Origin of the sequence: Acinetobacter sp. 22512 (assembly GCF_052044755.1) — a bacterium.
GTDB classification, from domain to species: domain Bacteria; phylum Pseudomonadota; class Gammaproteobacteria; order Pseudomonadales; family Moraxellaceae; genus Acinetobacter; species Acinetobacter pittii.
Map to the genome: position 1 here is coordinate 39,758 of NZ_JBQENP010000013.1, position 19,976 is coordinate 59,733.

General features: G+C 37.9%; 20 protein-coding genes. 9 read left to right on the plus strand and 11 right to left on the minus strand.

Annotated features, from left to right (window positions below):
• Nucleotides 1–2: 2 nt before the first annotated feature.
• The 8 genes from msbA to ACTJJG_RS13990 form a co-directional block, all read right to left on the minus strand.
• The gene (msbA, locus tag ACTJJG_RS13955) at nt 3–1,730 is read right to left on the minus strand and encodes a lipid A export permease/ATP-binding protein MsbA (RefSeq protein WP_002121388.1); all 1,728 of its coding nucleotides are present in this window, start codon (nt 1,728–1,730) and stop codon (nt 3–5) included.
• Complete coding sequence (locus ACTJJG_RS13960) at nt 1,727–2,155, minus strand: ExbD/TolR family protein (protein WP_002121347.1); 429 nt, start codon at nt 2,153–2,155, stop codon at nt 1,727–1,729. Before ACTJJG_RS13960 ends, msbA begins: the two co-directional genes overlap by 4 nt.
• Before the next feature lie 15 nt (nt 2,156–2,170).
• Nucleotides 2,171–2,806 carry a MotA/TolQ/ExbB proton channel family protein gene (locus tag ACTJJG_RS13965; protein ID WP_002121473.1) on the minus strand — a complete coding sequence of 212 codons (636 nt, stop codon included), beginning with the start codon at nt 2,804–2,806 and terminating at the stop codon, nt 2,171–2,173.
• Nucleotides 2,807–2,856: 50 nt separating this feature from the next.
• Complete coding sequence (locus ACTJJG_RS13970; RefSeq protein ID WP_002121476.1) at nt 2,857–3,744, minus strand: ParB/RepB/Spo0J family partition protein; 888 nt, start codon at nt 3,742–3,744, stop codon at nt 2,857–2,859.
• Nucleotides 3,741–4,523, minus strand: a complete 783-nt coding sequence (locus ACTJJG_RS13975; RefSeq protein ID WP_002121458.1) for a ParA family protein — start codon at nt 4,521–4,523, stop codon at nt 3,741–3,743. The genes ACTJJG_RS13970 and ACTJJG_RS13975 overlap by 4 nt, the downstream gene beginning before the upstream one ends.
• A 21-nt stretch (nt 4,524–4,544) precedes the next feature.
• Nucleotides 4,545–5,177 (minus strand): 16S rRNA (guanine(527)-N(7))-methyltransferase RsmG, encoded by a 633-nt coding sequence (gene rsmG / locus ACTJJG_RS13980; RefSeq protein ID WP_032057021.1) that lies wholly within the window; start codon nt 5,175–5,177, stop codon nt 4,545–4,547.
• Between the two features lie 87 nt (nt 5,178–5,264).
• On the minus strand, nt 5,265–5,954 hold the full coding sequence (gene murU, locus ACTJJG_RS13985) for an N-acetylmuramate alpha-1-phosphate uridylyltransferase MurU (protein WP_032057022.1): 690 nt from the start codon (nt 5,952–5,954) through the stop codon (nt 5,265–5,267).
• Nucleotides 5,954–6,967, minus strand: a complete 1,014-nt coding sequence (locus ACTJJG_RS13990; RefSeq protein ID WP_032057023.1) for an aminoglycoside phosphotransferase family protein — start codon at nt 6,965–6,967, stop codon at nt 5,954–5,956. The genes murU and ACTJJG_RS13990 overlap by 1 nt, the downstream gene beginning before the upstream one ends.
• 120 nt (nt 6,968–7,087) lie before the next feature.
• Between ACTJJG_RS13990 and ACTJJG_RS13995 the strand changes: the two genes are divergently transcribed.
• Together ACTJJG_RS13995 and ACTJJG_RS14000 are read left to right on the plus strand one after the other, a co-directional pair.
• Nucleotides 7,088–9,529 carry an LPS-assembly protein LptD gene (locus ACTJJG_RS13995; RefSeq protein WP_032057025.1) on the plus strand — a complete coding sequence of 814 codons (2,442 nt, stop codon included), beginning with the start codon at nt 7,088–7,090 and terminating at the stop codon, nt 9,527–9,529.
• The gene (locus ACTJJG_RS14000) at nt 9,529–10,839 is read left to right on the plus strand and encodes a peptidylprolyl isomerase (protein ID WP_005069560.1); all 1,311 of its coding nucleotides are present in this window, start codon (nt 9,529–9,531) and stop codon (nt 10,837–10,839) included. The genes ACTJJG_RS13995 and ACTJJG_RS14000 overlap by 1 nt, the downstream gene beginning before the upstream one ends.
• A gap of 118 nt (nt 10,840–10,957) precedes the next feature.
• Here ACTJJG_RS14000 and fba read toward each other — a convergent pair whose 3' ends face one another.
• From fba to ACTJJG_RS14015, 3 genes are all read right to left on the minus strand, one after another.
• A complete protein-coding gene (gene fba / locus ACTJJG_RS14005) occupies nt 10,958–11,995 on the minus strand; it encodes a class II fructose-bisphosphate aldolase (protein WP_002121428.1) in 1,038 nt (345 codons plus the stop codon).
• A 121-nt stretch (nt 11,996–12,116) separates the two neighbouring features.
• The gene (locus tag ACTJJG_RS14010) at nt 12,117–12,362 is read right to left on the minus strand and encodes a hypothetical protein (protein ID WP_004642615.1); all 246 of its coding nucleotides are present in this window, start codon (nt 12,360–12,362) and stop codon (nt 12,117–12,119) included.
• Nucleotides 12,363–12,485: 123 nt separating this feature from the next.
• The gene (locus ACTJJG_RS14015) at nt 12,486–13,673 is read right to left on the minus strand and encodes a phosphoglycerate kinase (protein ID WP_017386816.1); all 1,188 of its coding nucleotides are present in this window, start codon (nt 13,671–13,673) and stop codon (nt 12,486–12,488) included.
• A 138-nt stretch (nt 13,674–13,811) separates the two neighbouring features.
• Between ACTJJG_RS14015 and ACTJJG_RS14020 the strand changes: the two genes are divergently transcribed.
• The 7 genes from ACTJJG_RS14020 (at nt 13,812) to ACTJJG_RS14050 (ending at nt 19,974) form a co-directional block, all read left to right on the plus strand.
• Nucleotides 13,812–14,195, plus strand: coding sequence for a DUF2237 family protein (locus ACTJJG_RS14020; RefSeq protein WP_032057029.1), 384 nt, complete (start codon nt 13,812–13,814; stop codon nt 14,193–14,195).
• Nucleotides 14,195–14,788, plus strand: a complete 594-nt coding sequence (locus ACTJJG_RS14025) for a Maf family protein (protein WP_032057030.1) — start codon at nt 14,195–14,197, stop codon at nt 14,786–14,788. Before ACTJJG_RS14020 ends, ACTJJG_RS14025 begins: the two co-directional genes overlap by 1 nt.
• Before the next feature lie 30 nt (nt 14,789–14,818).
• A complete protein-coding gene (locus ACTJJG_RS14030; RefSeq protein ID WP_032057031.1) occupies nt 14,819–15,982 on the plus strand; it encodes a ribosomal protein uL16 3-hydroxylase in 1,164 nt (387 codons plus the stop codon).
• 351 nt (nt 15,983–16,333) lie between these two features.
• On the plus strand, nt 16,334–16,897 hold the full coding sequence (locus ACTJJG_RS14035; protein WP_002121343.1) for a TetR/AcrR family transcriptional regulator: 564 nt from the start codon (nt 16,334–16,336) through the stop codon (nt 16,895–16,897).
• A gap of 468 nt (nt 16,898–17,365) precedes the next feature.
• Nucleotides 17,366–17,677, plus strand: a complete 312-nt coding sequence (locus ACTJJG_RS14040) for an ArsR/SmtB family transcription factor (protein ID WP_002121379.1) — start codon at nt 17,366–17,368, stop codon at nt 17,675–17,677.
• Between the two features lie 408 nt (nt 17,678–18,085).
• Nucleotides 18,086–19,288, plus strand: a complete 1,203-nt coding sequence (gene sstT, locus ACTJJG_RS14045) for a serine/threonine transporter SstT (protein ID WP_032062368.1) — start codon at nt 18,086–18,088, stop codon at nt 19,286–19,288.
• Between the two features lie 5 nt (nt 19,289–19,293).
• Nucleotides 19,294–19,974, plus strand: a complete 681-nt coding sequence (locus tag ACTJJG_RS14050) for a YoaK family protein (RefSeq protein ID WP_002121399.1) — start codon at nt 19,294–19,296, stop codon at nt 19,972–19,974.
• Nucleotides 19,975–19,976 lie beyond the last annotated feature (2 nt).

Sequence of the window (19,976 nt, forward strand, 5' to 3'; positions counted from 1 at the left end):
GCTTAGTTATCCTCGAAATTACGCTGATGTAATTGATAATAAGCACCATGTTTTGCGAGGAGTTCTTGATGAGTACCTTGTTCAACAATTTGTCCTTGATCCATCACTACAATACGGTCAGCATTTTCAATTGTTGATAAACGGTGAGCAATGACAATCGTAGTGCGGTCTTGCATCGCTTCATCAAATGCTTGCTGAATAAAATGTTCAGATTCATTATCAAGAGCACTTGTAGCTTCATCTAAAATTAATATTGGAGCATTCTTTAAAATTGCTCGAGCAATAGCAATTCGCTGACGCTGACCACCAGATAAGTTTAGGCCCTGTGCCCCTAAAACAGTATCATAACCATTTGGTAAATTCATAATGAAGTCATGTGCATATGCAGCTTTTGCAGCGGCATGAATTTCCTCATCTGACGCACCTTGCAACTGACCATACGCAATGTTTTCACGAACAGTACGATTAAATAATACAACTTGCTGATTTACCATTGCGATTTGGGTACGCAAACAAGAAAGATCAATATCATTAATTGGCAAACCATCTAAATAAATTTGCCCACTTGATACCTCTTGGAAACGTACCAACATATTAACTAATGAGCTTTTACCAGCACCTGAACGTCCAACTAATGCTACAGTTTGCCCAGGAAGAATATCTAAAGAGAAATCTTTAATAGCCTGTACGCCATCAGCATAATTTAATGCCACATGATCAAAACGAATTGCACCATTTAGTTTAGGTTTCAACTGACCGTTATTTTGCTCTTCAGGCAAATCTAATAGTTCAAAAACAGAATGAGCTGCTGCTAAACCGCGTTGTAACTTTTCATTAACATCAGTCAAGTTTTTAACTGGTTTTGCTAATAGACCAGCAGCTGTAAGGTAAGCCACGAACTCACCAGCACTAGTATTACCTAAAATCTGTGGTCGTAAAGCTAACCATACAATAAGGGCCATCGCACAAGCCATTACTACCTGAACCACAGGGCTATTCAGGTTTTGTACAATTACCATTTTTAAACCACGTTTTAAGTTTTCTTCTGATGACTTATAGAACCGTTCTTGTTCAGACTCTTCACCAGCAAAAGTTTTTACTACAGCATTACCATTGATACTCTCTTGAACAACGTGGTTCACATCACCCATTGTATCTTGAACCTGTAATGAGAGTTTTCGCATACGTTTTGAAGCTTTACGTACCAATACACCAATTACAGGTAAAAATACAAAAACACATAAAGTAAGACGCCAATTGGTATAAAACAGATAGCCTAATAATCCCAGTGTAATCATCCCATCCCTAACGATGACTCTTAATGACTCCGAAGAAGCTGCTGTTAGCTGCTCAACGTTATACATAATCTTGGCAGTAATATGGCCAGATGAATTATCTAGGTAATATTGTGCCGGTAGTCTTAAGAGTTTGGCATAAACTTCTTGGCGAATACTAAAAACCAAACTACGTGAAATCACCGCAGTATAGTAACCTCCCATAAAAAGGCCTAAACCACGGAAAAAAACCAATAAAATGATTAATAATGGGAACCAATCCAAATCACTTCTACTGCCACTTTGGATTGCATCAATAATAAATTTAATCAATTTAGCAACGGAGACTTCTGTTGCTGAGTTAATACCGAACCCGATAAGAACTAATAAGGCCACGCCCCAATAAGGTTTTAAATAGGCTATGAGACGCAAATAAACCTTAAAATCTTGATTCACTCAGAAAAACCTCTAGAAGGAACTTTGGTACTAATATTGATGTTAACAAAACCGAGTTGTCCTGCTACATCCATAACGCGAATTACATCCTGATGAGACGCTTTGGCATCCGCAGCAATGATGAACATAAAATCACGGCGCTCTTGAGCAACTTGCTTAATCGCAGTACTCAGATCAGCAACCTCTTTAGACGAAAGTGCCTGACCATTTACAGCATAATGACCAGAAGAGTCTACCACGACTTCAATTTTGTGATCGTACTGTTTTGGTGGAACACCTTGTGCATCTGGTAAAGTTAAATTGAGGCGACTTGGCTGATTAAAAGTAGTCGATAGTAATAAAAAAACTAAAATGAACAACAAACAGTCAATCATAGGCGTTAAATTGATATGAATGTCTTCAACCTTAGAACGTTTAAATTTCATCTGGCTATTCACCCATCACCCAACACGACGATGTTCTGCTATAGACGAGGAACGTTTATAGAACAATGAGGCATGAAATAAAGTCGATTGCTGTTCTAGGTCAGTAATATAATCTTGTACTAATCTTTGAAAATAGCGATAAGCAACTAAAGCAGGAATCGCAATTAACATTCCCACAGCTGTAGTAATAAGCGCTTTAGAAATACCCGGAATCATTAAACTTGGACTACCAGCCGATCCAAAATCAATCACAAGAAATGATTCAATAATTCCCACCACAGTGCCAAGCAATCCCAGTAACGGCGCTACAGCACTTAAAGTGCCCAAAAAATTAATATTTTTTTCTAAATAAGAAATTTCTTGAGAAGCTGCAACTTCCATCTGCGCACGTGCAAATTGCTCACCATGCTCACGATGATCAAAACCTGCTTTTAAAATGTGAGCCAATGCACTGTTTTGCACTTCTACATTTTGTTCCAAATTTTCCACAATATCTTCAGTTCTTAACGAACTATCATCAATTAATGCTTTGGGTAGAACTTGTGAACGTCTTAACCGAACAAAACGTTCAATGCTGATCGCAACAGTTAAAATTGAGCACAGAATTAAAGGCAGCATCAACCAGCCACCCGCTCTCACAAGTTCCCACATATCTTCTTCCCCAAGAATATAAAATTAGAAATATATGACCCAAATACAAATTAATTAGGCAAACAAATATTTAAAATGCCATCTAACTCATCTAAAGTATGGTAATGAATAACAAGCTTACCCTTACCTTTTTGATTATGATCAATTTTCACATTAGCGCCAAAACGCTCTGATAATTTTTGTGTCAATTGTTCAATATCAGGTGCTACAGGTGCTTTTTCCTTCTCCTGCTTAGGCTCACTTCTATCACGCACCAATTGCTCTGTTTGACGAACAGATAGTCCTTTTTCAATTACGATTTTAGCAACGTCTAATTGATCTTTACCCTTTAACGTCAAGATAGCTCGAGCATGCCCCATATCAAGCTGGCCTTGCTGCATGAAATCTTTAATTTCATCCGCCAAACTCAACAAACGAAGTAAATTACTTACGGTAGTACGTGCTTTCCCTACTGTGTCAGCAATTTCTTGATGGCTCAAACCGAATTCATCATGAAAACGCTGCAAGGCTATAGCCTGATCAATCGGATTTAAATCTTGACGCTGAATATTCTCAATAAGTGCTAATGCAATGGCAACCTGATCATTTAAATCACGAACAATTGCAGGAATTTCAGTTAAACCCGCAAGTTGCGCTGCACGCCAGCGTCGTTCACCAGCAATGATTTCGTATGGATGTGATTCATCATCAACTGGACGAATTACAATAGGCTGCATCACTCCATGTTTTTCAATAGAAGATGCTAACTCTTGCAAATCATGCTCATGAATAAAGCGACGTGGTTGATATTCACCACGTTTCAATAAATTTACATCAATTTGTTTCAACTGTCCGTGGTCAAGTGCCTGTGCTTCCAGCTGTAATTTTTCTTTTTGAATTGAACCAAGTAATGCATCTAAACCACGTCCTTTAGCCAATCCGCGTTTTTTGATGCTCATACTTTACTTCCTTTCTTTACTTTACTTTTCTTCAACATCTCAGCTGCAAGATTTAAGTATGCAACTGCACCTTTAGAACTTTTCTCAAAATATATAACAGGCAAACCATGCGCCGGCGCTTCTGCTAAGCGAACATTACGCGGAACGACAGTATCATAAAGTTTTTTTCCGAAATACTGTTCTAACTCAGCAGATACATCACGTGTTAAAGCATTTCGTGCATCGTACATTGTACGTAATACACCAATAATCTCTAAATCAGGATTTAATGCCTTTTGAATACGATCTATAGTCTGGGTTAAATCAGCTAAACCTTCTAGCGCATAATATTCGCATTGCATTGGAATGATTACACTATCTACAGCTGCCAAAGCATTGACAGTAATCAAACTCAAGCTTGGCGCACAATCCACAATGATAAAATCAAATGAGTTTCGGATTTCATTCAAAGCATTTTTTAGAATGAATTCACGGCCCTCTTGTTCTGCAATAGCAAGCTCAACACCGGAAAGTTCACGATTAGACCCTAAAACTTTATATCCAACTTCTGCTTTTTGAATGGCCGTTTCAATTGGTACTTCACCAAGTAGAACATCCGTAATGGAATACAAAAGATCGTTCTTTTGAATACCAGACCCCATCGTAGCATTACCTTGTGAATCCATATCTACAAGTAATACACGTTTCTTTAATACAGCTAGAGACGCTGCAAGATTTACTGCAGTCGTTGTTTTACCAACACCACCCTTTTGGTTTGCAATCGCAATAATTTGAGCCATGGTAACCCTAATACTTTTTATTTAAATACGTTGAAGTAAAAGTAAATGACGTTGTTCATCAAGTCTTGGTACGCGCAGCTCAATCACTTTACATGAAAAGTCCTGATTAAGTTGCTCAATTTCCTCAACTGGCACAACTCCTTTCATTGCTGCAATTATACTGCTCTGATGCAAGTATGGCTGAGCTGCATCCACAAAATCCGTTAAAGAAGCAAAAGCGCGACTTGTAATCACATCAAATTGACCAAGCTCATCAATTGTATCTTGATTTTCAACACGTGTTTGCACGGCTACTACGTTTTTTAACTTAAGGTCAGCAATAAACTGTTTCAAAAAACGAATTTTCTTACCATTCGAATCAAGCAATACACATGAGCGTTCCGGCTGACATAAAGCAATGATCATGCCCGGCATACCACCACCTGTACCTACATCAAGCAAACGGCCTGTTGGCAAATCTTTCAAAATACTTAGGCTATCTAACAAATGCTTCACTAACATTTCTTTCGGATCACGAATCGCTGTTAGATTATAAGCTTTGTTCCAAAGTACCAAAGCATCTTGATACTTCAACAATAATGTCAAAGCTTCATCGCTAAGCGATAAACCTAATTTTTGACTACCCTGTTGTAACTCTTGAAAAAACGGATGCATAAACAGATAACATCTAAGTAAAATTTAAAACAAAGTATACCCATTTATGCATCGTGGAACACTAGTTAACGATTAGGGATTACACACTTAATCGTAGAAGCCTTCACGAATTTGCAAATCTAGCTCCATTAAACGCTCAGGCGTTCCCACATCTACCCATGCACCTTTAAGCTTTTCACCAGATATTTTCTGATTATGCATCGCTTGCTTCAATAGTGGAGCTAAAGGACGCTTACCCGCTTCCAATCCGTCAAAAAGTTTAGGATGAATAACAGATAGACCACTAAAAGTGAGGTTTTCGCCCGTCACATCTTGATCGAATGTAAAAGCGCGCCCATCCAATAATGTAAAGTCGCCTTCAGGATGCTGTTTAGGATTATCAACCAACACAAGATGTGCCAAATCATCTTTTAGCTTAATATGGCGCAGACCTTCAAAATTCATTGTGGTCCATACATCTCCATTCACCAGAATAAAAGGATCTGTTCCAAGCAGTGGCAAAGCATTAATAATTCCACCAGCTGTTTCTAACCCTTCATCCTCTCGTGTCCAACGGATATCCACACCAAATTGAGAGCCATCACCTAAACTACTGATGAGCTTGTCGGCCAACCATGCAGAATTGATGACTATTTCAGTCACACCAATTTTCTTAAGTTTTTCAATATGCCACACAATCAGGGGTTTACCACCCACCTCGAGCAAAGGCTTTGGTGTATATAGCGTAAGTGGACGCATACGATTGCCCAAGCCAGCAGCAAGAATCATTGCTTTCATTATGCTGCTACCTCATAGCTACCATATTTCTCGATAAATTTAGGCATCACGATGTTATTCATAAATACCATAAACTCTTCAAGCTCAGGGTAACCACGGCTTTCTTCAAGCAAATACCACATGACACGTGGTAAATCCTTCAAATAACCTGACTTACCATCACGTTCAAACAAGCGAACAAAAATACCTAGAATTTTAATATGGCGCTGGATCGCCATTAAATCTGCATCACGTTTAAATTGATCAAAACTACGGTTTTGTTTAGTCGACGCTGGCAACAGATCATAAAACACTTTAAACCATTGATAAACACGATCAGCGTTCCATTGAACATATGCATCACGAGTAATCGAAATTAGATCATATGTATCAGCGCCAATAACAGCATCTTGGAAGTCGATTACCCCTAATTCTTGCTCATCGGTAATTTTCATCAAATTTCGACTATGAAAATCTCGATGTACAATAACTTGCGGTTGGGCTAATGCAGCGTGAGCCAAGAAGTCAAATGCATTATCAATCGTTTTTTTCTGTTCAGCAGTCGGCTGAATAGAAAGCGACGGCAACATCCAGTCTGTGAGTAGCTGCATTTCCGACATTAATTTTTCGTAAGAATAAGCTGGGAACTGATTAGTCCCGTCAATAGATTGCAATTGAATAAGTTGTTTAAAACTTTGTTCGTAGTATTTATCAACAGTTTCATTAGTTAATAATGTCGACAAAAGCACATCACCAAAGTCTTCTAACAATAGAAAACCTTGAGCCAGATCTTTCGCGATGATCTGAGGCACACGTACGCCATGGCTCGCAAAAAACTCGTCAATGGTCACAAACGGAACACAGTCTTCTTTTTCTGGAGGGGCATCCATGAGCATATACGTTTTATTTTGTAACTCGATACGCGCATAACGGCGGAAGCTTGCATCACCTGCTAAAAAAGCGATCTTAAATTGATCATTTTCAAGAACAGATGTAAGCCATGTATATATCAATTGTTCACGTTGTGTATTCATTTGCAATAAAATCTAAAACAAGCTGAGATTTTTGAAGGGTTAAGTGTAGCCACTTATAAACTTTTTCTCTATGATGCGACAATAATTAATTGTGAATTAGCATACTTGGTTAATGAGACAATGAAGCATCAGTTTAAATTTAATCCTTTAGCGACAGCTATTTTTACGCTCTTATGTGGCTCCATACAATCAAGTTATGCTGAGTCAACTGATGTTGTCTCCAATATAGACAATAATCAACTTAAAGCGAGCATCAAGGAAGCTTACCCAGGTCAAGAATTCTTTCAACAATATTATGTTGATAAATCTGCACCTGAAGCTCAGCTTCGTGACAATAAATATTTAAGCTCGGCATTTTGCCAAGGCACATGGGTTACACCGATTAACCCTGAGACCAAAGCTTTAGATGCCGACAAAGCGACTTCTGTCGTTACTGCTAACTACGGACATTACAACCCAGCGGGTGATTCTGTTTTAGAAGGTGATGTCGTTATTGATCAGGAAGGACGCACAGTTCGTGCTGACAAAGTAACGATTGATAAGACCCAAACCTTTGCGCATGCACAAGGTCGAGTACAGTTAGCTCAAGGCGGGTTACTTTCACAGAGTGATGAAATTAATTACAACCTAAAAACCCAAACCGGGAATTTAGACAATAGTTTTTATATTTCTGAACAGCAACATGCCCATGGTCATGCAGGAAAAATCGAAAGAACCTCACCAAACGTTATGGTTCTTAATGATGCAACCTATACGACTTGCCCACCAGGCCAAAAACCTAGTTGGAAAATCCAAGCCAATAAAATTGAGTTAAATCAGGAAACTGGACGCGGCGTAACTCGTGGAACAAAATTATATGTTAAGGACGTTCCTGTTCTAGCTGTTCCCTATTTTAACTTCCCGATTGATGACCGCCGTACTACAGGTATCCTCAACCCACAATTTGGTTTCTCAAACGATGGCGGTGTTGAGCTTTCTGTTCCGGTTTATCTAAACCTTGCACCTAACTATGATTTGACACTTACTCCGCGATATTTAGCAGACCGCGGTGCAATGCTAAAAGGTGAATTTAGATATTTAACTGATGGCTTTGGTGCTGGGGAAATGTGGGGTGGCATCTTGCCATCTGACAAAGGTTATGATGACAAAGATCGTAAAGATTTCCATTTTTTACATAATTGGGATATCAACGACCAGTGGTCTACTAACCTCGAATATAACTATGCATCAGATAAAGATTACTTCTCTGACTTAGATAGCAGTCCTAACTCTAAAACAGATCTTAACTTACGTAGAGCTTGGGAACTTAATTATCAACATGGTATTCCGGGTTTAAAAGCACAGCTTAAGGTCGAAGATTTTCAGACACTTGATCCTCTAGTTAAGGATGCAGACAAACCATATGCACGTTTACCACAATTCTTATTAAATTACGTCACTGGTAATCCACTAGGACTACAATACGAATTTAATAACGACACTGCTTACTTTAAGAAATCAATTAATGATGATTCTGCTCAAGAAAGTAGTGGTACACGTATTTATAACCAGTTCGCAACACGTTATAACTACCGTACACCCGCAGCTTTTGTGATTCCTGAAGTCTCTGTACGTTCTATTCAAACGTTCTATGATAAGGACAGTATCGCATCTCAAAATCTAGATGGTGGTTCCGAAAATAAATCAGTCGTTGTACCTCAATTCACGTTAGACACTGGACTGAACTTTGAACGTGATGGTAAGTACTTACAAACACTTACGCCACGTGCTTTCTACGCTTACGCTCCATACAAAAATCAAGATGGTTATCCTAACTTTGACTCAACCACCGCATCAGTAAGTTATGATCAATTATTTAACCCTTACCGTTTTTATGGTCATGACCGCCTTGAAGACAACAACTTTTTATCATTGGGTGTGAGTTATAGCCTCTTTGACACAGTAGGTTTAGAACGTTTACGTGCAAGCGTAGGCCAAAGTTACTATTTTGAAGATCGACGTGTCACTTTAAAACAAGGTCAAGACGAATTTGACACCGAGCGTAACACTGGTCCTGTTGTTAGCCTATCTAGCCAACTTAATCAAAACTTTACCATTGCTGCCAACTCAGCTTGGATGTCGAATGGTGACAATGCTCAACGTGACTTCCAGCTTTACTATACAGGTGATAAAGGAAATCTATATAACTTAGGCTATTTCTATCGTAAAGACATTCCTGGTCGTCAAGACACTTATGACCAAGTGGTTGCATCGTTTATACAACCAATTAAAGACAATTGGCGTATTATGGGCCACGTACAATATGACATGGACAATGATGTTGCCCGTGAACTCTTGTTAGGAGTTAACTATGAGTCATGTTGCTGGGGTATTTCTGTCTATGGCCGTTCATACTATAACGATCTAGACGATCCAAAATCTCCAGATGTTAGTGAAAAGCGCGCGATCATGGCCGAAATTACATTAAAAGGTTTAGGTGGTTTAAACAATAAACTCGCGTCTTTACTTGAAAATCGCGTTTTAGGTTTTAACAAAATTAATCAATCTTGGACACAACGTTAATGAAGACAAAGCATCTTAAACAGTTTTTTAAAGCAACTACACTTGCTGCCCTAATCTCTTCATCAATGCATAGTTTTGCCCAACCCGCTGATGAAGTTGTGGCAATTGTGGACAATAGCGTAATTTTAAAAAGCGATCTTCAACAAGGTATGGCTGAAGCAGCTCATGAACTGCAAGCTCAAAAGAAAGAAGTGCCACCTCAGCAATACTTACAGTTTCAAGTATTAGATCAACTCATCTTGCGTGAGGCACAACTTGAACAAGTTAAAAAATATGGCATCAAACCTGATGAAAAAAGCTTAAATGAAGCAGTCTTAAAAGTAGCAAGTCAATCTGGAAGTAAAAGTTTAGAAGCTTTCCAGCAAAAGTTGGATGCTATGGCACCCGGAACTTATGAAAGTTTACGTGGCCGAATCGCTGAGGATTTAGCGATTAGCCGTTTGCGCCAACAACAAGTGATGTCTCGCATTAAAATTAGTGATCAAGATGTAGAAAACTTCTTAAAATCACCTCAGGGACAAGCTGCGTTAGGTAACCAAGCACATGTAATTCATATGCGCATTTCTGGTGACAATGCACAAGAAGTTCAATCTGTAGCTCAAGAAGTTCGTTCAAAGCTTGCGCAAAGTAATGATATAAATGCTTTGAAAAAACTTTCAACTGCAAATGTAAAAGTTGAAGGTGCTGATATGGGTTTCCGCCCACTGTCTGATATTCCTGCTGAACTTGCAGCTCGTATTACTCCATTACAAGATGGTCAAACGACTGACTTAGTTTCAGTACGTGATGGTGTACATGTTTTAAAGCTTCTTGAACGTAAACAAAATGAGCAAAAAGCTTTAGTACCTCAATTTCAAACCCGCCACATTCTCATTCAACCATCTGAAGTAGTCACTCTTGAGAATGCTAAGCAAATTATTGATAACATCTATAAACGCTTAAAAGCTGGTCAAGATTTTGCAACACTTGCAGCAACCTATTCAAATGACACAGGCTCAGCACGTGATGGTGGAAGTTTGGGTTGGGTAACACCTGGAATGATGGTTCCTGAATTTGATAAAAAAATGCAGGAAATTCCTGTAGGTGAAATTAGCGAACCTTTCCAAACTCAATTCGGCTGGCATATCTTACAAGTAACAGATAAACGTGAAAAAGATATGACGCATGAATATCAAGAGCGTATGGCACGTCAAATTTTAGGTGAACGCCAATTTAACACTGAGATTGATAGCTGGTTACGTGAAGTACGTGCAAATGCATATGTAGAAATCAAAGATCCAAGTCTAGACAAAAAGAACTTACAAAAGTAAGTCTTTTTCTCTCCATCAAAACCTGTGTTTATCACAGGTTTTTTTATGAATGAAATGTATGTAATAAAAAACCGGTTATATAAATAACCGGTTTCTATAAATTAAACCCTGACGGGAATTATTTATAGCGATCAACCATTTTCTCTAAAGAAATCGGACGAATCTTGTCAGCATTTCCAGCTGTACCAAACGCTTCATAACGATCAATACAAATTTGCTTCATTGAATCTACAGTTTTAGCAAAGTATTTACGTGGATCGAATTCAGCTGGGTTTTCAGCCATAAACTGACGAATTGCACCAGTAGATGCTAAACGTAAGTCTGTATCGATATTGATCTTACGCACACCATGTTTAATTGCTTCTACAAGCTGCTCAACAGGTACACCATAAGTCTCTTTAATATCACCACCAAACTCATTGATTACTTTCAACCACTCTTGCGGCACAGAACTTGAACCATGCATAACAAGATGAGTATTTGGTAATGCCGCATGAATTTCTTTAATGCGGTCAATTGCTAAGATATCACCTGTAGGTGGACGAGTGAACTTGTAAGCACCATGTGAAGTACCTACAGCAATCGCCAATGCATCTACATTAGTGTCGGCAACAAACTGAGTCGCTTCTTCAACAGAAGTAAGAAGTTGTGAGTGGTCAAGTACACCTTCAGCACCAACACCGTCTTCTTCGCCAGCCATACCAGTTTCAAGGCTACCTAAACAGCCAATCTCACCTTCGACAGAAACACCACATGCATGTGCTAAAGCAACAACATTACGAGTTACATCAACGTTGTATTCGTAAGAAGTAGGTGTTTTACCATCTGTACCTAATGAACCGTCCATCATTACGGAACTAAAGCCAAGCTGAATTGAACGCTGACAGATATCAGGGCTTGTTCCATGGTCTTGATGCATTACCACTGGAATATGCGGCCATTCTTCAATTGCAGCCAAAATAAGATGGCGTAAGAATGGAGCGCCTGCATATTTGCGAGCTCCAGCTGATGCTTGAACAATTACAGGTGAATTGGTTGCATCCGCGGCAAGCATAATTGCACGCATTTGTTCTAAGTTATTTACGTTAAATGCTGGTACGCCGTAGTTATGTTCAGCAGCGTGATCCAAGAGCTGGCGCATTGAAATGAGTGCCATAATATCCTCCCAGGTAGTGCGGCTTATTCTACCCTGTCATTTATTTCAATTCAGCAACAAATCACAGTATTTCAAAAAAAATCCCTGCATTTGCAGGGATTTTTTAACAAAAAACAACAAATTAATGTGTTTCTGAAGCAGCAGCCTCACTTGGCGCACTACCTTCAACCACATCTGTATTCTTTTCATCTAGAACTGGCTTATCAATCGCATCAATTGCTGCTTGTTGCTCAGGCGTTACTTTTTCAGAAACAGCAGTAGATGCAGCTGATTCTTGCCCCGCTTGAGATGCTTCATCTTTCTTAGCACAAGCAGTCAACATCATCGGTACAATTAACACAGCAGCAAATGTAAGCTTTAAATTCATCACTATTTTCCACAGTTGGTGATTTAATGCTCGACATTTTATTGCAGATATATGACAGTTTAATGACTTATCAATGAAAAAGGGATTGGTTACCCAATCCCTTCTTATTTCTATATAACAGTATTAAGCACGTTCAAGCAAAGCAGCAACTGCTGGCAATGTTTTTCCTTCAACAAACTCAAGGAATGCGCCACCACCTGTAGAAATATAACCAATTTGATCAGCTACGTTATATTTATCAATCGCAGCTAATGTATCTCCACCACCAGCAATCGAGAATCCTTCCGATTGAGCAACCGCAAGAGAAAGTGCTTTGGTACCTTCACCAAATTGATCTACTTCAAATACGCCTACTGGACCATTCCAAAGGATCGTTTTTGATGTTGTTAAAATATCAGCAAATGCTTTAGCTGTTTCTGGACCAACGTCTAAAATCATATCATTTGCAGTCACATCTTCTACTTTCTTCACAACAGCTTGAGCTGCTGCTAAAGAACCTAAGAAATCTTCAAAATTAATTTGCGATGCATCAGCAACTACAACATCTGTAGGGAGTGGAACACTTACTTTAGCAGCAATTTGTTTAGCAGTTTCAACCAAGTCAGCTTCATATAATGATTTACCAACGTTAAAGCCAGCAGCTGCTAAGAATGTATTTGCAATACCGCCACCAACGATCAGTTGATCACAGATACTAGAAAGTGAGTTTAAAACATCGAGTTTAGTTGAAACTTTAGAACCAGCAACAATTGCAACCATTGGTTTTTCAGGAGTTTGCATTGCACGGCCTAGTGCATCTAACTCAGCAGCCAACAAAGGACCAGCAGCAGCAACTGGAGCGAAACGAGCTACACCTTCAGTAGATGCTTCTGCACGATGAGCAGTACCAAATGCATCCATAACAAATACGTCACATAGTGCAGCATATTTTTGAGCGAGCTCTGGATTATTTTTCTTTTCGCCATGGTTAAAGCGTACATTTTCAAGCAATACAACTTGACCAGCTTCAACTTCAACGCCTTCTAGATAATCTGTTAATAATTTAACTTCTTGGCCTAATACTTCTGTTAAATAAGCAGCGACTGGTGCAAGTGATTGTTCTGGCTTTGGTTCACCTTCAACAGGACGACCTAGATGTGAACATACCATCACTGCTGCGCCTTTATCTAAAGCAGCTTTAATAGTTGGTAATGCTGCACGTAAGCGAGCATCGCTAGTAATCACACCATTTTTGACAGGAACGTTTAAATCTTCACGAATAAGGACACGTTTGCCTGTTAAGTTAAGGTCAGTCATACGCTGAAAATTCATGTAAAGCTCTCTTTATGATTTTAAAAACGCGCCAATTTTAAATGATTACATCAAAAAAGGTTAGTTTTTTTGCATAAAAGCTGTAGAAAGCCCCAGTTTTGATTATGATAGAGGTAGTTATTTGATATTTCACCCATTATGTCTATTCATCCAGATCCACAAATCAATCGCTTAAATGTTTTAGGGGAACCTTTAGCAAGTTGTTGCTTTGACCCTATTACGGGCTATTTTAGAAATGGTTTCTGCCACACAGCAGTAACAGACCTTGGTCAGCACACCGTATGTGCACAAATGACCTCTGATTTCTTAAATTTTTCTCAAAAAATTGGTAATGATCTTATTACTCCTTTACCAGAAGTAGGCTTCCCTGGCTTAAAACCGGGTGATTTCTGGTGTATCTGCGTAACTCGCTGGGTAGAGGCTTATCAAGCTGGTGAAGCGCCTCCTATTAAAATACATGCATGTCATCAAGCTGTATTAAGCTATGTACCTTTACATGTATTAATGGAATTTGCAGTGTAATGGTTCAGCCACAAATTATTTTGGCTTCGAGTAGTCAAACTCGCAAAGACTTAATGGACCGTCTTGGAATTAATTATATTTGTATTAGTCCCGATATTGATGAAAGTCCTCGCGATGAAACCCATGCCGATGAACTTGCAAAAAGGCTCGCTTTCACAAAAGCTCAGGTGATTGCTGAACAGAACCCATCAGCCATCGTTATTGGTTCAGATCAAGTTGCTTGGCGAGAACATGCTCCGCATGACTTTATTGGCAAACCGATGACTAGTGAAAATGCTAAAGCACAACTAGCCGAAAATTCTGGTCGAACTGTTTTTTTTAGTACAGCGCTTAGCGTGCAATGGCTCGATAGAAACTTTGAACAAACGCTCGTTGAACATTATCAAGTTAAATTTCGAAACCTGTATCAAGCTGAAATTGAACGATACGTTTTATTAGATCAACCACTACATTGCGCAGGTAGCTTTAAGTGTGAAAGTTTAGGAATTAGCTTGTTTGAAAAAATGATAGGCCTAGATCAGACCACACTTATGGGTCTTCCTATGATTCAACTTTGCCATATTTTAAGGCAACTTGATCTACAAATTCCTTAATTCTAGATATTTTATAAATAGGTTATTTCCATGACAGAACCTTTAACAGTTTTAGGCGGTATTACTGCCGAGCAATTTTTAGCAGAGTATTGGCAGAAAAAACCTTTACTGGTGCGTAACGGATTACCAGAAATTATAGGTCTTTTACAACCTCAGGATGTGCAAGAACTTGCCTTGGAAGAACATGCAAGTGCCAGACTGATTCGCCAAAAAGATAAAAATCCAAATGAATGGCACGTAAAGTCTTCACCTTTAACCAAAGGTGATTTTCAAAAGCTACCAAAATTATGGTCAATTTTAGTACAGGCAGTAGATCACTACTCTTTTGATCTTTCTGAACTTTGGAAAAAATTTCCTTTTATTCCTCAATGGCGCCGCGATGACATTATGGTGTCTTATGCGCCTAAGGGTGGTTCAGTTGGGAAACATTTCGATTTCTATGATGTGTTTTTAGTTCAGGGTCATGGTCATCGTCGCTGGCAGCTAGGTCAAAGGTGCGATGCAAATACTGCATTTGTACCCAATCAACCATTAAAACTTTTGCCAGAAATAGATGTGCAATTTGATGAGGTTTTAGTACCAGGTGATTTACTCTATGTTCCTCCTGGAATGGCACATTATGGGGTTGCTGAAGATGACTGCTTAACTTTCTCATTTGGCTTTCGCATGCCAAACGTTGCAGGAATGATGGAACGTATTAGTGATCAATTTTCAGCCAATACTTTACTTCAAAATCCTGTTGTAGATATCGCACGCACACAAATGAGTCAAATTGGTGAAATTAGCTCAACTGAACTAAGTTATCTAAAAGAATTAGTTTTAGCTCAGTTGCAAGACTCTGCAGCACTTGATGCAGCAATCATGTCTTATATGAGCGAACCTAAATATCCAGATAATATTCCAGAACCTGATGAGATCGAAGCCGATGATCTTCAAGAGATCTTACATGAAGGTTATGAAGTTCTATTAGAACCTGCCTCTCGCCTACTTTATACAGAAAATAACGGAATTCTAAACTTCTGGGGAAATGGCGAAGCGCTATGTATAGCTGAAACTTTCGCACCAAAATTAAAAGCTATTGCTGATGGAGAAAGCTTAGCTTTCGATAGCGAATTTAATGAGCTTGAAATCCTTGAAAATGTTGCTTACTTACTCAATGAATCTATTTTGATGCTTTTGCCACCTTCAGAGTAAGAAACTTAATAAAAGTGGACTTTTCAAAGCAACGGGAAGTCCACTTTTAAATTGGCCGACAAACTCAAAAATAGATTTGTTTTTTGTTTATTAATTTCCTTTTTAAATTTTAAAGCGACTTATCGCAAAAATATTGAAGTTAAAAGATTTTGAAAAAGGAAGTATAATTATTTAAATATATAGCCTAGAACCCTTTACCTTTCCCTTAAAAGTAAAACTTCAGCGTTTAAAAAAATAATATCTTTTTTCTATCAATAACAAACAATACCTTGTAAAATTAAATTATCTAGATTCTCATTGATAAAGATCACCGTTCAAGCTAATAGCAATTCATTTGTGAGAGGCTAAAATATGTCGAAAAAAGATGACATTATTAACACCGCATTAAGACTTTTTAACTCGTATAGCTATAATTCAATAGGTGTAGATCGCATCATTAATGAATCTGGCGTTGCAAAAATGACTTTCTATAAGCATTTTCCATCAAAAGAAAAATTAATTGAAGAGTGTCTACTTCTTCGAAATACGCTTCTACAAAACTCTCTTACTTCTGCCTTATCAAAACATGATGAGTTAGACCCTCTTGCGAGAATTAAAGCAGTATTTTTATGGTATTCCGACTGGTTTAATAGTGAAGATTTTAATGGCTGCATGTTTCAAAAAGCCTTGGAAGAGGTTTTAAAACAATATCCTTCAACACATCAACCTGCCACTTTGTATAAAGCTTGGTTGACCCAACTCATGCAAAATCTTCTTAACCAGTATGATGTAAAAGAGCCAGTTCCCCTATCTTTACTACTCGTTAATATTTTGGAAGGTATGACCATACAGGCTCAAGTCGAACATGGTTCAATAAAAATTAATGATTACTGGACTCGAGTAGAAAAATTAATCGATTTCGAAAGAGCAGCATAAAAATAAAGCGTGATATTCTTCTTCTTATATTTAATGATTCTTCTTATGTATCACGCTGCGTCTGAAAGTCATTTTGGTTCACAATTAGACGTTTTTTTCGACCTTACTGAACCAAAATATACAGACCTGTCTGTACAAAACAGATTATATATTTAAAAAATAAAAACTCAATCCTTTTTTATGATTTGTCTCAAGATAAATTAGATTTAACTATTTATTGAAAGCAAATTGAAATTGTTTTAGGTTGACTTCGTTTCACTTATACTTAACAATTACACTTATAACACAAAGCAACATTTTAGACACAAAAGAAATACAAATAGTTGTTTTTAATTAGAAAGACTACTTATTTATCAATTCCTCTTATATTGCTTTTCAACAAAAACAATTGGATTGATTAGTTTTGCTACATTCATTTTCATAAGATCAATCTATACTATGCCCGCTATATTGATATAGGTATAAAGTATGAAAGATGGACTCCAAATCGAAGAAATGAAAAATGCGGCTGATTCAGTCGTTGGAATTCTTAAATCTTTGGCTAATACAGATCGTTTATTAATTTTATGTCACTTAGCTTATGAGGAGTTAAATGTTTCTCAAATTGAAGAGAAGACCCAAATTACCCAGCCCACTCTTTCACAACAACTTATGATGCTACGCAAAAGTGATGTTGTATCAACCCGTCGTGATGGTAAGCAAATTTTTTATTCAATTAAGGATGACAATATGCATTCAATTTTAAATACGCTTCATCAGCTGTACTGTGCAAGTAAATAATATTTTCTAAATTATAAATTTATAATAATAGTAGTAACTTCCTGAAATATGCGATTTTTCAGCTTGAAAGCTTAGAGTCCAATCCAAGCACAAAGTTTTGAAAATTCGCGTAGCTTTTCTAAAAAGCTCAACCATATTTAACTTTTTGCCACCCTATTTTCTTTAGCCTATTCCATGCTTTCACAGCTTTTTGATATACCTAGTTTTTTAATGAGCAATTAACAAGCAAAACCACCAACTATAAAATTAAAAATATTAAATTAAGACCAATAAAAACAATTATTTAATATTACCATTAAGTATAATTACTTATAGGTGCTATAAAAAAGCTTAAGATTCACATCACTTAAGTATAAAATACTCCGCTTGTTCAACCTTTAGCCATGATTAGGTTAATAAGGCCTTTATATGCTTGCATTCTTTTCTCGATTAAGCTTAGTCACTAAGATTATTATCGCCATTATTCTAGGGATAGGCGTTGCATTACTATTTCCGAACGTTACGCCTTACTTAAGTTTATTTGGTGAGCTTTTCATTAAAGCCTTAAAGTCGGTTGCCCCTATTTTAGTTTTTGTATTGGTGCTTTCTTCTATTGCCAACTTCCAAGTGGGTCATAGCGCCAATTTACGCCCAGTTTTGCTACTGTACGTTATAGGTATGTTGTTAGCTGCTTTTAGTGCTGTTATTGCAAGTTTATCTTTTCCAAGCACACTTTACCTCAACACGGTTTCTCATAATAATTTACAAGCGCCTGGTAGTCTCGCAGATATATTAAAAAATTTGCTTTTAAGCTTTATTGCGAACCCTGTTCAAGCAATTAGTGAAGCTAACTTTATTGGTATTTTAGCTTGGGCAATTGGCCTAGGTTTAGCTATGCGCCATAGTTCATATACCACAAAACAAGTGATGCAAGATGTTTCACATGCTGTAAGTGCTATTATTCATAAAGTAATTGCTTTTGCACCAGTCGGTATTTTTGGATTGGTTGCAGTGACCTTTGCTGATGCTGGTCTTGCGACGCTTGAGAGCTATGCACACTTATTAGTGGTGTTATTAGGAACAATGTTATTTGTTGCCCTCGTAGTGAACCCTATTTTAGTAGGTTTAACTATCCGTGGTAATCCATATCCATTAGTTTTTAAATGTTTAAAAGAAAGTGGGATCACTGCATTCTTCACACGAAGCTCAGCAGCAAACATTCCAGTTAACTTGGATTTAGCAGAGCGTTTAGGTGTTAACCCGTCTACAGCTAGTGTGTCTATTCCTTTAGGCGCAACAGTAAATATGGCAGGTGCGGCAGTAACGATTACTGTACTTACATTAGCAACCGTCCATACGCTTGGCATTCATGTTGATTTAGCTACAATGGTTATTTTATCAGTTGTTGCGACTGTATCAGCTTGTGGTGCTTCTGGTGTTGCTGGCGGTTCTTTACTTCTGATTCCAGTAGCTTGTAGTTTATTTGGTATTTCATCAGAAGTAGCAATGCAAGTTGTGGCCGTTGGTATGATTATCAGTGTATTGCAAGACTCTACAGAAACAGCCCTTAACTCATCTACAGATGTATTATTTACCGCAGCTGTAGATATTCGCTCTAAGCAAGCGTCTTAAACAAAATGCCATTTCAACGTCTACCAAACTGGTTCCAACTTGGAGCCTTTTTGCTGGCATTTAATGCCGGAATGATAAATGTATTAGGGTTAATTACTCTTTTGCATCAATCTATTTCACATATGACTGGCAACGTTAGTATGCTGGCTATGAGTTTGGTAGAGTGGCAACCAGAACATATCATTTTTTTACTTCTGGTGATTATTTGTTATGTTTGCGGTTCATTTTATAGTGGTTTTATTTTAGGTAGCAGTCATTTTCGACTAGGTCGTCGTTATGGCTTACCTTTGAGCCTTGTTGCCTTATTCATTTTCCTTTGCTGGCTATTGCTTCCTTATTTTCCACGCTATGGATTATTATGGGCTTGTACGGCAATGGGGTTACAAAATGCGATGGTAAGCCACTACAAAGGAACGATTATTCGCACTACTCATCTATCTGGTGTGCTGACTGATATTGGTTTAGCACTTGGATATAAAGCCAGAGGCTTAATTGTAGAAAATCGACGTATTGTTTTACATTTACTTATTCTTGCTGGCTTCCTGCTGGGTGGAATTCTTGCCGCTTCAGTACATCCATATTTGAAACTACAATCATTTTTATTGCCAGCAATTTTAAGCTTAGCCTTAAGTATTTCTTACTGGATAGTTTATCTCTATAGTACTTCAACTTCACAAAAGGACTAAGA

Bases quoted from the DNA above. Each gene is read 5' to 3' on its own strand.
- ACTJJG_RS13960 (WP_002121347.1), bottom strand. From the start codon at position 2,155: ATGAAATTTAAACGTTCTAAGGTTGAAGACATTCATATCAATTTAACG.
- ACTJJG_RS13965 (WP_002121473.1), bottom strand. From the start codon at position 2,806: ATGTGGGAACTTGTGAGAGCGGGTGGCTGGTTGATGCTGCCTTTAATT.
- ACTJJG_RS13970 (WP_002121476.1), bottom strand. From the start codon at position 3,744: ATGAGCATCAAAAAACGCGGATTGGCTAAAGGACGTGGTTTAGATGCA.
- ACTJJG_RS13975 (WP_002121458.1), bottom strand. From the start codon at position 4,523: ATGGCTCAAATTATTGCGATTGCAAACCAAAAGGGTGGTGTTGGTAAA.
- rsmG (WP_032057021.1), bottom strand. From the start codon at position 5,177: ATGCATCCGTTTTTTCAAGAGTTACAACAGGGTAGTCAAAAATTAGGT.
- murU (WP_032057022.1), bottom strand. From the start codon at position 5,954: ATGAAAGCAATGATTCTTGCTGCTGGCTTGGGCAATCGTATGCGTCCA.
- ACTJJG_RS13990 (WP_032057023.1), bottom strand. From the start codon at position 6,967: ATGAATACACAACGTGAACAATTGATATATACATGGCTTACATCTGTT.
- ACTJJG_RS13995 (WP_032057025.1), top strand. From the start codon at position 7,088: ATGAAGCATCAGTTTAAATTTAATCCTTTAGCGACAGCTATTTTTACG.
- ACTJJG_RS14000 (WP_005069560.1), top strand. From the start codon at position 9,529: ATGAAGACAAAGCATCTTAAACAGTTTTTTAAAGCAACTACACTTGCT.
- fba (WP_002121428.1), bottom strand. From the start codon at position 11,995: ATGGCACTCATTTCAATGCGCCAGCTCTTGGATCACGCTGCTGAACAT.
- ACTJJG_RS14010 (WP_004642615.1), bottom strand. From the start codon at position 12,362: ATGAATTTAAAGCTTACATTTGCTGCTGTGTTAATTGTACCGATGATG.
- ACTJJG_RS14015 (WP_017386816.1), bottom strand. From the start codon at position 13,673: ATGAATTTTCAGCGTATGACTGACCTTAACTTAACAGGCAAACGTGTC.
- ACTJJG_RS14020 (WP_032057029.1), top strand. From the start codon at position 13,812: ATGTCTATTCATCCAGATCCACAAATCAATCGCTTAAATGTTTTAGGG.
- ACTJJG_RS14025 (WP_032057030.1), top strand. From the start codon at position 14,195: ATGGTTCAGCCACAAATTATTTTGGCTTCGAGTAGTCAAACTCGCAAA.
- ACTJJG_RS14030 (WP_032057031.1), top strand. From the start codon at position 14,819: ATGACAGAACCTTTAACAGTTTTAGGCGGTATTACTGCCGAGCAATTT.
- ACTJJG_RS14035 (WP_002121343.1), top strand. From the start codon at position 16,334: ATGTCGAAAAAAGATGACATTATTAACACCGCATTAAGACTTTTTAAC.
- ACTJJG_RS14040 (WP_002121379.1), top strand. From the start codon at position 17,366: ATGAAAGATGGACTCCAAATCGAAGAAATGAAAAATGCGGCTGATTCA.
- sstT (WP_032062368.1), top strand. From the start codon at position 18,086: ATGCTTGCATTCTTTTCTCGATTAAGCTTAGTCACTAAGATTATTATC.
- ACTJJG_RS14050 (WP_002121399.1), top strand. From the start codon at position 19,294: ATGCCATTTCAACGTCTACCAAACTGGTTCCAACTTGGAGCCTTTTTG.